The sequence below is a fragment of the Plantibacter sp. lyk4-40-MEA-4 genome, from assembly GCF_030209415.1.
In the GTDB taxonomy this organism is placed as follows: domain Bacteria; phylum Actinomycetota; class Actinomycetes; order Actinomycetales; family Microbacteriaceae; genus Plantibacter; species Plantibacter flavus_A.
Genome location: NZ_JARVSA010000004.1, coordinates 395,984 through 407,605, shown reverse-complemented (window position 1 = coordinate 407,605; position 11,622 = coordinate 395,984). Strand labels below are relative to the sequence as shown.

The 11,622-nt window shown below is 69.0% G+C and carries 10 protein-coding genes and 1 tRNA gene; 10 read left to right on the top strand and 1 reads right to left on the bottom strand.

The window, feature by feature from the left end:
* Positions 1–146 precede the first annotated feature (146 nt).
* The 5 genes from QRN44_RS09990 (at position 147) to QRN44_RS09970 (ending at position 5,543) form a co-directional block, all read left to right on the top strand.
* Positions 147–584 (top strand): hypothetical protein, encoded by a 438-nt coding sequence (locus QRN44_RS09990; protein WP_285039042.1) that lies wholly within the window; start codon positions 147–149, stop codon positions 582–584.
* A gap of 102 nt (positions 585–686) precedes the next feature.
* Entirely contained in the window at positions 687–1,748 is a 1,062-nt protein-coding gene (locus QRN44_RS09985; protein WP_285039041.1) for a polyprenyl synthetase family protein, read from the top strand.
* 113 nt (positions 1,749–1,861) lie between these two features.
* Positions 1,862–3,247 (top strand): FAD-dependent oxidoreductase, encoded by a 1,386-nt coding sequence (locus tag QRN44_RS09980; protein ID WP_285039040.1) that lies wholly within the window; start codon positions 1,862–1,864, stop codon positions 3,245–3,247.
* Positions 3,248–3,334: 87 nt separating this feature from the next.
* Positions 3,335–4,432: a hypothetical protein gene (locus QRN44_RS09975; protein ID WP_285039039.1), complete on the top strand. Its 1,098-nt coding sequence runs from the start codon at positions 3,335–3,337 to the stop codon at positions 4,430–4,432.
* 73 nt (positions 4,433–4,505) lie between these two features.
* Positions 4,506–5,543: an alpha/beta hydrolase gene (locus QRN44_RS09970; protein ID WP_121292655.1), complete on the top strand. Its 1,038-nt coding sequence runs from the start codon at positions 4,506–4,508 to the stop codon at positions 5,541–5,543.
* A gap of 342 nt (positions 5,544–5,885) precedes the next feature.
* Here QRN44_RS09970 and QRN44_RS09965 read toward each other — a convergent pair whose 3' ends face one another.
* Positions 5,886–6,374: a YajQ family cyclic di-GMP-binding protein gene (locus QRN44_RS09965; protein ID WP_056014685.1), complete on the bottom strand. Its 489-nt coding sequence runs from the start codon at positions 6,372–6,374 to the stop codon at positions 5,886–5,888.
* Positions 6,375–6,427: 53 nt separating this feature from the next.
* On the opposite strand from QRN44_RS09965, the gene QRN44_RS09960 reads away from it, so the two are divergent.
* The 5 genes from QRN44_RS09960 to QRN44_RS09940 all read left to right on the top strand — a co-directional run bounded on the left by QRN44_RS09960 (position 6,428) and on the right by QRN44_RS09940 (position 11,546).
* On the top strand, positions 6,428–7,192 hold the full coding sequence (locus QRN44_RS09960; protein ID WP_285039038.1) for a lytic transglycosylase domain-containing protein: 765 nt from the start codon (positions 6,428–6,430) through the stop codon (positions 7,190–7,192).
* A 105-nt stretch (positions 7,193–7,297) separates the two neighbouring features.
* Positions 7,298–7,379: transfer RNA gene (locus QRN44_RS09955), tRNA-Tyr, on the top strand.
* Positions 7,380–7,660: 281 nt separating this feature from the next.
* Positions 7,661–8,932, top strand: coding sequence for an HNH endonuclease signature motif containing protein (locus QRN44_RS09950; RefSeq protein WP_285039037.1), 1,272 nt, complete (start codon positions 7,661–7,663; stop codon positions 8,930–8,932).
* Between the two features lie 324 nt (positions 8,933–9,256).
* Positions 9,257–10,084 (top strand): inositol monophosphatase family protein, encoded by an 828-nt coding sequence (locus tag QRN44_RS09945; protein WP_285039036.1) that lies wholly within the window; start codon positions 9,257–9,259, stop codon positions 10,082–10,084.
* A gap of 316 nt (positions 10,085–10,400) precedes the next feature.
* A complete protein-coding gene (locus QRN44_RS09940) occupies positions 10,401–11,546 on the top strand; it encodes a M23 family metallopeptidase (RefSeq protein ID WP_285039035.1) in 1,146 nt (381 codons plus the stop codon).
* The last annotated feature ends 76 nt before the right edge of the window (positions 11,547–11,622 follow it).

Below are 11,622 nucleotides of genomic sequence, written 5' to 3'. Positions count from 1 at the left end.
TCCTCCGGTCCCTGAGCCTTCCTCCGGTCCCTGAGCCTTCCTCCGGTCCCTGAGCCTTCCTCCGGTCCCTGAGCTTTCCTCCGGTCCCTGAGCTTGTCGAAGGGCATCTCCCGGGGTCGTCCAGGCGGGCCGGGCATACTGGAGGGATGTTGGACACCCTGCCAGGCGGCCCGTGGATCTGGGGCGTCGCGATCGTCGGTCTCGTGCTCGTCGTCATCCTCATGAACGCCAGGCGGGCGAAGTCCGCGTTCGCGAAGCCGTACGAGCGCTACGACACCACGGAGATCCCGCCGGACACCCCGGGCACCCGCGAGTTCATCGTGCGAGACGACGCGACCGGTGCGCGGCTCCAGTTCGTCGCGTCGGGGCCGTCGGCCAGGATCGCCCTCGTCGTCGTGCCGCCGAAACACCTCGGGACCGGCGTCGAGGCCGGCCTCTTCCGCGCCGCGCTGCCGACCGCTCAGGGCGTCGACGCCTGGACCTGGCCGCCACTCAACACCGACGGGTACTCGATGCTGCTCGACCTCGCGCACGAGTTCCCGCACCTGGCGTTCTACGACGCCGAGGGCGTGCGGCTCCGCTGATTCGAGCCGTGTGGTCCGACCACAGCTGCCAATCGCCTGACCGCGCCCGTCGATTCCGGTCCTCCGGCACCGGTGACGGGCTGCCCCGGCTAGGCTAGAGCTGTGAATCCCAGCGCGACCCGCCGTGTCAGCAACCTGGCCAGCCAGGCCGGGCTTGCCGAACGCATGTTCGCGACCGGTGCAGACCGCAAGCTCGCCAAGACCATCGACGACGGCGTGGCCCGCCTCGAGATCGGTCTGGAGGAGCAGCTCGGGTTCACCGACGACCTCGTGGACGTCACCGCGCGCTATCTGCTCGAGGCCGGCGGCAAGCGGGTTCGCCCCCTGCTCACCATGCTCATCGCCCAGCTCGGCGACGGCATCACCGACAACGTCCTGCGGGCGGCCGAGGCGATCGAGATCACCCACCTCGGTTCGCTCTACCACGACGACGTCATGGACGACGCCGACAAGCGTCGAGGCGTGCCCAGCGCCCACCAGGTGTTCGGCAACAACACCGCCATCCTCACCGGCGACCTCTTGTTCGCGCGCGCCAGCCAGATCATGGCCGACCTCGGCGAGCGGGCGATCCGGATCCAGGCCGCCACGTTCGAGCGCCTCGTGCTGGGGCAGCTGCACGAGACCACCGGTCCTCGCGAGGGCCAGGACGAGGTCGAGCACTACATCCAGGTCCTCGCCGACAAGACCGGGTCACTCATCGCCGCCGCGGCCCGGAGCGGCGTCATCTTCTCCAACGCCCCCGAGGCGTACGAGAGCGCGGTCGTCGAGTTCGGCGAGAAGGTCGGCATCGCCTTCCAGCTCATCGACGACGTCATCGACCTCTCGCCGCAACCCGAGGAGACCGGCAAGGTCCCCGGCACCGACCTCCGGGCCGGCGTCGTCACCCTCCCCATGCTCTACCTGCGCCGCGAGGCCGTCGCCGACCCCGAGGCGGCAGCGCTCGTCGCCCGTCTCGACGCCGAGGTCACGGAGACGGACCACGACCCCGTCCGGTTCGCCGCGCTCGTGGCCACCCTGCGCGACCACGCCGTGACCGCGCGGACCTTCGCCGAGGCCCGGCAGTGGGCCGACGAGGCGATCGCTGCACTCGCACCACTGCCCGACGGCTCGGTCAAGAAGGCGCTCGTGCACTTCGCGAAGGCGATCGTCGACCGAAGGAGTTGATGGCGCCGCCGCTCCACCGGGGCGGCACGGCATCCCAGATGCGCATGCATGACGGCCGGAGCGCTCCACCGGCTGCACCCGGAACCCCGCACGGGGACACGAAAGGAACCACCGTGACCAAGCTCAGGCTGGCCATCGTCGGCGCAGGACCCGCAGGCATCTACGCGGCGGACATCCTCCTCAAGGCGGAACGGAAGTTCGACGTCTCCATCGACCTCTTCGAGCAGCTTCCGGCCCCGTACGGCCTGGTCCGCTACGGCGTCGCGCCCGACCACCCGCGTATCAAGGGGATCATCAACGCGCTCCGCGACGTCCTCGACCGAGGCGACATCCGGATCTTCGGCAACGTCCGCTTCGGCGTCGACATCACGCTCGACGACCTCAAGCACCACTACAACGCAGTGATCTTCTCCACGGGCGCCGTCGAGGACGCCCCGCTCGACATCCCGGGGATCGACCTCGACGGGTCGTACGGTGCCGCGGAGTTCGTGAGCTGGTTCGACGGACACCCCGACGTCCCACGCACCTGGCCGCTCGAAGCGGAGTCGATCGCCGTGATCGGCAACGGGAACGTCGCGCTCGACGTCGCTCGCATGCTCGCGAAGCACCCGGAGGATCTGCTCCCGACGGAGATCCCGGCCAACGTCCACGAGGGGCTGCAGCAGTCGCCGGTGACCGACGTGCACGTCTTCGGGCGTCGCGGGCCCGCACAGGTGAAGTTCACGCCGCTGGAGCTCCGCGAACTCGGGGAGCTCAACGACGTCGACATGATCCTCGCCGACGAGGACTTCGACTACGACGACGCGTCGAAGGCGGCGGTGGCGAGCAACAAGCAGGTCATGGTCATCGACCGCGTCCTGCAGCAGTGGCGCAAGCGCGAGACCGGTCAGGCCTCGCGCCGACTGCACCTGCACTTCTACGCGAAGCCGGTCGAAATCGTCGACGACGGTTCCGGCAAGGTCGCCGCCTTCCGGTACGAGCGGACGAGACCAGACGGTCAGGGCGGGGTCGAGGGCACGGGTGAGATCCGCGAGGTGCCGATCCAGGCGCTCTACCGCGCGGTGGGGTACTTCGGAAGTCCGCTGCCCGGCGTGCCCTTCGACTCGAGGCACGGCGTGATCCCCAACCACGAGGGCAAGGTCCTCCACCCCGAGAGCAACGAGCGCGTCCCGGGCGTCTACGCGACCGGGTGGATCAAGCGTGGTCCGGTCGGCCTCATCGGCCACACGAAGTCGGACGCGATGGAGACCATCAGCCACGTCATCAACGATCGGGCGGACTGGTGGGCGCCGGCCGAACCGGAGGAGGAGGCCGTCGTCGCGCTGCTCGAGTCGCGCGGTGTGGCCTACACGGACCTCGAGGGCTGGCACCTCCTCGACCAGCATGAGATCGCGCTCGGTGAACCACAGGGTCGCGCCCGCATCAAGGTGGTGCCGCGTGAGGAGATGGTGGCGATCTCGCGTGCGCAGCCCTCGGGCACCGGGACACCGTCCGCCTGAGCCGCGCCTGCGATCCCGCCGATCGCCCCGCGTCAAGCCGCTCGACGGAACCCGGTTCCGACGGGCGTCGGTCACTATGCTGGACGGATGACCGACCCCAACGCGCCCCAGAACGTCCCGTCGGAGCAGCCGACGTCCGTACCGCCGTCCGAGCCGCCGGCATTCGTCGCCGACGGCCGGCAGCAGCACCAGCAGCAGCCGCGGTACGGGGAGATGCACCCGGATCCCGTGCAGCAGCAGTGGGACCAGGCGGGTCAGCAGACCCCGGCTCCGCAGCAGGGTGGCCAGTGGGGCCAGCCGCAGAACGGTGAGCAGGCGGGCCAGTGGGGTCAGCCGCAGCAGGGCCAGTACGGCCAGCCGCCGCACCCGGGCCAGCCGCAGCACACCGGCCAGTACGGTCAGGACACGGGGCAGTACGGCCAGCCGCAGCAGACCGGTCAGTACGGAGCCCCCCAGGGTCAGTACGGTCAGCCGCAGCAGGGTCAGTACGGTCAGCCGCAGCAGTACGCGCAGGCTCCGCAGAAGGCGCCGAACCCTCGTGCACGCGAGACGCGTCTCGCGCTCGTGTCGGTCGGCATCGCAGCGGGTATCGCTGCGGCCGCCGCACTGGTGGGCATCATCGGGTCGTTCTTCAGCATCTCGGAGTACTTCCCCGTCGGTGACGTCCTGCTGGGCTTCGGTGCGAACCTCGTGAACATCGCCCTCTGGGGCGCAGGGGCGGCACTCATCCTCATCATGGTCCGTCCGCTCACGCGGGTCCGGACCGCCCGCGACCTGATCCAGTCGGTCGGTATCGCTGCAGCTGTCGGCACCGGCGTCCTGCTGCTCGTGGTGCTCATCGTCACCATCGTGCGCGGTGTCGTCGAGCAATACGGCACGCCGGCGTTCTTCGTCAACCAGGGCTTCCTGTCGCCGATCCTCTACGGGGTCACCCTCGCGGGCTTCCTCACGATCGGTGCCGTGCTCGCGACGCGGTTCGTCGCACCCGAGGGCCTCGCCGACGCTCCGCACGAGCAGCACAGCGGTCAGCAGCACGGTCAGCAGTTCCTGCAGGGTCAGCACGAGCAGCAGGGCCAGCACCAGCAGGGTCAGCACGACCACGGCTCGCAGCAGCACGGTCAGGCGCAGCAGCCCTACGGACAGCAGCCGCAGGCCCCGCAGCAGCACAACCCGTACCAGCAGTAGTCGGAACGTCGGATGGTCGGCGGGCGAGCCCGACCATCCGACCACCGATCACGGGGCGCGGTAACGTGGCGGTATGGCCGGATCTCGCGGGTGGACCGCCGACATCCTCGGCGAGGGCTTCCAGCAGCGCACGCTGACCCTCGAACCGGACGATGAAGGTGACGTCGTCGCGACCCTCGTCCGCTATCGGATGCCGCCCCTCGAGCAGCTCGGCGAGTTCCTGCTGCCCGACGTCGCGGACGGCATCGACGTCCTGTACGTCCACGGCTGGTCCGATTACTTCTTCCAACGCCACCTCGCGCGATTCTGGGCCAGGCTCGGAGCGCGGTTCTACGCTCTCGACCTGCGCAAGTACGGCCGGAGCCTCCGCCCGCACCAGACGCCGGGATACGTCGACGACCTCCGCACGTACGACGAGGACATCGAGGCCGCGCTCTCGGTGATGGGGCACGGCTCCGACGAGCACGCCGCCGGGCGGCGGACCCGGCGCCGACTCGTCCTCCTCGGCCACTCGACCGGCGGGCTCACCCTCAGTCTCTGGACGGCCAGGAACCAGGATCGCGTCGCCGGTCTCGTCCTGAACAGTCCGTGGCTCGAATTCCAGGCGAGGCAGCTCGGGCGGCTCGCGATCGCCCCGCTCGTCCAAGCCGGATCGCGGATCGATCCGCGTGCCCAGCTCCCCGTCGTCGACCTCGGGTTCTACACCCGCTCCGTGTCGAGCACGATGGACGGGGCCTGGGACTACGACCTCGCCTGGCGGCCGGTCCACGGGTTCCCGCTGCATCCCGGGTGGTTGAACGCGATCCTGCGAGGGCATCGGCTCGTCGACGCGGGCCTGCAGCTGCGCGTGCCGGCGCTCACGCTGCTCTCGGCGCGGAGTGTCCTGCTGCCGCGGTGGAACGACGCGATGATGCGGAGTGACACCGCGCTCGACGTCGACGCGGTCGCGGAACGTGCGCTCGACCTGGGCGAGACCGTCACGATCGTGCGGCTCGACGGCGCCTTGCACGACGTCTTCCTGTCCGAGGAGCCCGTCCGACAGCGCGCGTTCGAGCAGATCGTCGCGTGGGGACGCGGCTACCTCACGAAACCGCCGACCGCCGACCGCTAGCGTTCAGTGGGCGGGAGGTGTCGTCGCGAGCCCATCGGACGGCGCGGATCCGGTCGCCCGGCGGCGAGCCAGTCGGCGTAGCTGTGGTTCGCACTGATCGCGCACCAGCACGGGACGCCGACCTCTTGGCCGGCGCGCGAGGTCCGGAAGAGTTCGAGATGCGACCCGTCCGCGGGTCTCTGGTGATCCACTGCTGCACTCCAACCATCGAGCCCGCTCGTGCGGGTGCGGTTCGTCCGGCACCGTGCCGAACGGGAGCCCACCGGATCGGGTGCTCCGGTGAAGAGAGTGGTGCGGAGGTCGATCATGACGCGATCGAGGTGATCGACCGCGTCCGACCAGCTAGCGGTAGTTGACGAACTGGAGGTCGATGTCGAGGTCGGCGCCCTTCAGCAGCGCCATGGTGGCCTGGAGATCGTCACGGCTCTTCGACGAGACACGGAGCTCGTCGCCCTGGATCTGCGACTTGACCGACTTCGGGCCCTCGTCGCGGATGAGCTTGTTGGCCTTCTTCGCGATCTCCTGGCTGATGCCCTCCTTGAGGGTCGCCTCGATCCGGTACTCCTTGCCGCTCGCGAACGGGTCGCCGACCTCGAGGCTCTTGAGCGAGATGCCGCGCTTGATCAGCTTCGACTCGAAGACGTCGAGGATCGCCTTCACGCGCTCCTCGGTGTTCGCCTTCATGAGGATCTTCTCGCCGCTCCAGGCGATCGAGGCACCGACGTTCTTGAAGTCGTACCGCTGCTCGACCTCCTTGTGCGCCTGGTTGAGGGCGTTGTCCGCCTCCATCTTGTCGACCTTGCTCACGACGTCAAACGATGAATCTGCCATGTGGACCATGGTAGCGCCGGTGTCGCTCAGGCAGGTGTGGTTGGGTGGGTGCGATGCGCAGCCCGGTGAAGCAGGACCAGCGGACCATCGTCGGACGACGAGGGGCGCTCGCCGGAGCGACCCTGGTGATCGGTGTGCTCGTGTTGAGCGGTTGTGCTCCCGAGCCGGCCCCCGTCCCGTATGCGGTTCCCGTCGAGCTCCCGCCGAAGAGCGACGCCCCCGACGGTGGTGTCGCGAACGTCGACCTCGCCGATCCCCAGTGGATCACCGAGGTCGCCGAGGCGAGTGGCATCCCCGAGCGCGCCCTGCGGTCCTATGCCGGTGCCGCCATCCGCAAGGCCGAGCTGACGCCGGAGTGCGGCATCGGCTGGACGACGATCGCGGCTGTCGGGTTCGCCGAGAGCGACCACGGTCGCCACGACGGCTCGAAGCTCGGTGAGGACGGCGTCGTGACACCGCCGATCTTCGGCGTGCCGCTGAAGGGTGGCGAGACCGAGGAGATCACCGACACCGACCAGGGGGTCATCGACGGCGACCCGGTCCACGACCGTGCCGTCGGCCCGTTCCAGTTCATCCCGCAGTCATGGGAGAACTGGGGGACCGACGCGAGTGGTGACGGCGTGCTCGACCCTCAGAACCTCGACGACGCGGCGATGGCTGCCGCGAACTACCTCTGCCGGGCGAGCGACTACGACATGCGGACGGAGGACGGTTGGCTGAGTGGGATCCGGGCGTACAACTCGTCACCCGAGTACCTTCGGCGGGTCGCCGCCGCGGCGAACGAGTACGCCGAAGCCACGCCGTCCGACAAGCGCTGAACGGCTCGGTGACGGTTGCCGATGCTGATTTCGCGTCCGGCGGTCTGACGGCTATATTGGTCAAGCGCTTTCGGTTGGCTGTTCGAAAGTCGGTCGGGCGCGCTTGGCGAGTTACCCTAGCGGCCAAAGGGATCTGACTGTAAATCAGACGGCTCAGCCTTCGGGGGTTCGAATCCCTCACTCGCCACGGACAAATCGCCTCATCCTCCGGATGGGGCGATTTTTCGTGGTGCTGGCGAGCTGGGGAACCCCGCCGGTCCCTGAGCCCGTCGAAGGGCACCCGGCGAACCTCACGAGTCCGGTACCCGTCCCGCCGGTCCCTGAGCCTGTCGAAGGGCCCGCGGAGAACCTCACGAATCCGGTACCTTCCCTCCGGTCCCTGAGCTTGTCGAAGGGCACACGAGGAGCCTTCCACAACCGACCCGACTCGGCATCTGGAATGTCAGTGGTCCATGGTGGACTTGTTCCATGACCGAGACCACCACCTCCGCAGTTCGAGCTGGCGACGACTACGCCGCGCGGCTCGCGGAGTTCTCGGACCATTACGCGGACATCCAGCGGCGTCGCGCCAACCTGGACGCTGAAGAGGCCCGCCTCCTCGCCCGCTCAGCGGCCTACGCGGACGCCTACGCCGACTCGGTCGTTCCGGCCGTGTTCCCGCCGGCCGAGCGCCTGGCGCTCTCGCGCCGCTCCACGTGTGCAGCCCTCGCGATGGCGACGCGCACGCCCGAGCAGACCGTCCAGCGAGCGATCAATGACGCCGAGCGCCTGGTGAACGAAGCGCCGGCCGTGCTCGAATCCCTCGAAGCCGGTCGCATCTCGGCGCGGCACGCGCAGACGATCATCGACCAACTCTGTGACGTCCCGACCGCCGGGCGGGCGGTGTTCCTCGCAGAAGTCCTGCCAGTCGCGGAGGAGTCCACGAACGCGAACCTCCGCAGGCGCGCCCGAGTGCTCCGCGAGGGCCTCCACCCCGAGTCGATCACGGCTCGTGCAACCCGCTCAGAGTCCGACCGCCGCGTCGAGTTCGAGCCCGCGGCCGACGGTATGGCGTGGGTGCACTTGTTCACGACGGCGCCGATCGCGCAGGGCATCGCCGAACGGATCGAGGCCGCCGCGGCGGCGTCGCGCTCTGCGGGCGACACCCGCACCTGCGCACAACTGCAAGCGGACGCCCTCGCGGCGCTCGCCCTCACCGGTGTCACGCCGGAAGATGTCATGTCGAGCCCGGTGCTCCCGCACCCGATCGAAGTGCAGGAGCACATCACGCCCACGGTGCAGATCACGGTCCCGGCGCTCAGCATGGCCGGTGTCTCTGACGCCCCGGCAAGCCTGGACGGCTACGGGCCGATCGATCCCGAGACCGCCGCGCGCATCGCGGTGAACGCACCGAGCTTCACCCGGATCCTCGTCCAGCCTGAAACAGGTGCGGTCCTCTCCGTCGGCCGGAATCAGTACCGGGTTCCGGCCGATCTGCAGCGCGCGGTGCGTCTCCGGGACGGCACGTGTCGGGCACCTGGCTGCGGCAGACGCGCCAGAGCGTGTGACCTCGACCACTCGGTCGCCTGGGAAGACGGCGGCACCACGGATGTCGGAAACCTCTCCTGCCTGTGTCGACATCACCACCGGATGAAGCACCTCCCCGGATGGGACCTCGACCATGGTCCCGGCGGCGTCCTCGAGTGGACGACACCCGACGGGAAACACCACCGGACAGAACCCGATCCGGCACCGTTCTAACCCCGTCGACGAAGGCTCCTTCGTGGGCACTTCGACAAGCTCAGTGACCGGGAGAGGCGTACTCGGAACGATGAGGCATCCTCGTGGACACTTCGACAAGCTCAGTGACCGGAAGAGGCGTGCCCGAACCGGTTCGGTCCCTGAGCCTGTCGAAGGGCACTCAGGTCGTGCCACCTCGGTCTGCGGGGGAGGTGCGCCCGGAACGAGGAGGGTTCCTCGGGGGCACTTCGACAGGCTCAGTGACCGGCGGAGGTGTGCTCGGGAACGGTTCGGTCCCTGAGCTTGTCGAAGGGCACTCAGGTCGTGCCGCCATAGGGTGGTGGGGTGACCGGACACGAAGAACTCCTCCAGATCGCCACCGACATCGCCGCAGAGGCCGGCGAGCTGATCCTGCGCCGACGCCGGGAGGGCGTCGAGATCGCCGCGAGCAAGTCGTCGGTCGAGGACGTCGTGACCCGAGCCGACCGCGAGTCCGAGCAGTTCATCCGCGACCGCCTCCTCGCAGCACGACCGGACGACGGATTCCTCGGCGAGGAGACCGGCACGGAGGGCGGCGCGACGGGGACCTCCGGCCTAACCTGGGTCGTCGACCCCATCGACGGCACCGTCAACTACCTCTACGACATCCCTGCGTACGCCGTCAGCATCGGGGTCGTCGAGGGCGAACCGGACCCGGCCACCTGGACCGCCCTCGCCGGAGCCGTGGTGAACCCGGTCCTGGGTGAGCACTACACCGCCTCCCGCGGCGGTGGCGCACGACTGAACGGCCTCATCCTCGAGGTCAATCGAGGCGTGGCACCGAACGTGGCGCTGCTCGGCACCGGCTTCTCGTACACCGCCTCGCGGCGCATGGAGCAGGCGGCCGTGCTCGGCGCCCTCCTCGGGACCTTCCGCGACGTCCGTCGGATCGGCTCCGCCGCACTCGACCTCTGCAGCGTCGCGTCCGGCCGCCTCGACGCCTACTACGAGAGCGGCCTGAAGCCGTGGGACCAGGTCGCGGGCGCACTCATCGCTGCCGAGGCGGGCGCGACGGTCGCCGGCTTCGACGGTGCCCCGGCCACCACGCAGCTCATCATGGCAGCCGATGCGCCGCTGCTCGCGGTCCTCGAACGGCTCCTCGTCGAGCAGGGCTTCGCAACGCCGACCGGGTGAAACTCCATGCGCGCTGGCGCCGCTCGCGGTAACGCTCCGGTGGCGACTCGTTCATAAGAGAACTCTCATATGGCTCCTGATCAGGTATTTCCCGAGTAAAACCGAGCACTGCCATGGCTTTTTCAGCCTGCCGTTGTTAGCATTTATGCATTCGTTACCTTCGCGTTCCCCCGCGCGGATGGACGTCGAGACCTTCCTGCAAGCCCATTGAAAGGCCCCCGCCCCCTTGTCACGTCATGCCAGCCCTGAGGACACCCCTGTGCTTCCCGACCCTCAGGACCCGCAGAACACGTCTGTGGAGAACGACGCTGCACCCGTGCAGACGCCGCCGCTCAGCCGCCGTGAACTCCGCGAACGTGAGCGTCAGGCGGCGGCCGCCCTGGAACACCAGGAGTCCGTGCTGCAGGACCCGACGCACGAGGCCAGCGCCGACCAGGAGGAGACGGCCGCGGCCGTCGACCCGGTCGACCAGATGATCGCCGAGGCGATCGACGCCGTGCACACCACCGATGTCGCTGACATCGCTCCGGTCGAGGCTGAGCCGCTCATCACCGAACCGGCCGTGGCTTCCGACTCCACTCCGGCCACCGAGTCCATCACCGTGACGGTCGACGCGTCCACGGTCGACGCCCCCCGCGGGCGCCGCGCAGCTGCACCGAAGCCGGCCTCGAAGCCCCGCGCATCATCCCGCGCGGCCGCCGCACCGGCGTCGCCCCGCCCCACGAGCATCGCGCGCAAGCGTCGCATCACCACCAAGATCTTCGCGGGTGCCGCGATGGGCTTCGTCGCCCTCATGGCCGTGGCCACCTCCGTGCCCGCCAACGCGCTGCTCACCGCTGAAGACGTCGCGACCTCGGTGGCCGAGGCCTCGCAGGCAGAGCTCGGCGACGGCAACGGGCTGAGCAACCAGGCGTCGCAGTCGCTCGACAGTGAGGGTTCGGCCGAGCTGACGTTCACCCGCGACGACTACACCACGAGCACCGTCGAGGAAGCCGCCGCCGCGATGGGCATCCGCCCCGCGAACACCTTCACGAACAACCCGAACGGGACGATCCAGTGGCCGTTCGCGGTCGGCGTCACCATCGGTGACCGCTTCGGTGCCCGCGACTGCGCCGGGTGCTCCAGCGACCACCACGGACAGGACTTCAACCCCGGTAACGGCGCGCCCATCCAGGTCATCGCCGACGGCGTCGTCCGCCACGTCGAAGACGGTGAAGGCTCGCTCGGCGTCAACGTCATCGTCGACCACACCATCAACGGCCGCCTCGTCTCGAGCGTCTACGCGCACATGCAGCACGGCTCGGTCCGCGTGACCGAAGGTCAGGCGATCAAGGTCGGCACGATCCTCGGACTCACCGGTAGCACCGGTATGTCCACCGGTCCGCACCTCCACTTCGAGATCCGACTCGACGGCGTCACCTGGGTCGACCCGCTCGAATGGCTCTACGCGAACGTCAACTGACGCCGCGGAACCCGACACGTCGACTGCCTCGCCCGACTTCCGGGCGGGGCAGTCCTGTTTCGCCCCGGGGACTTCC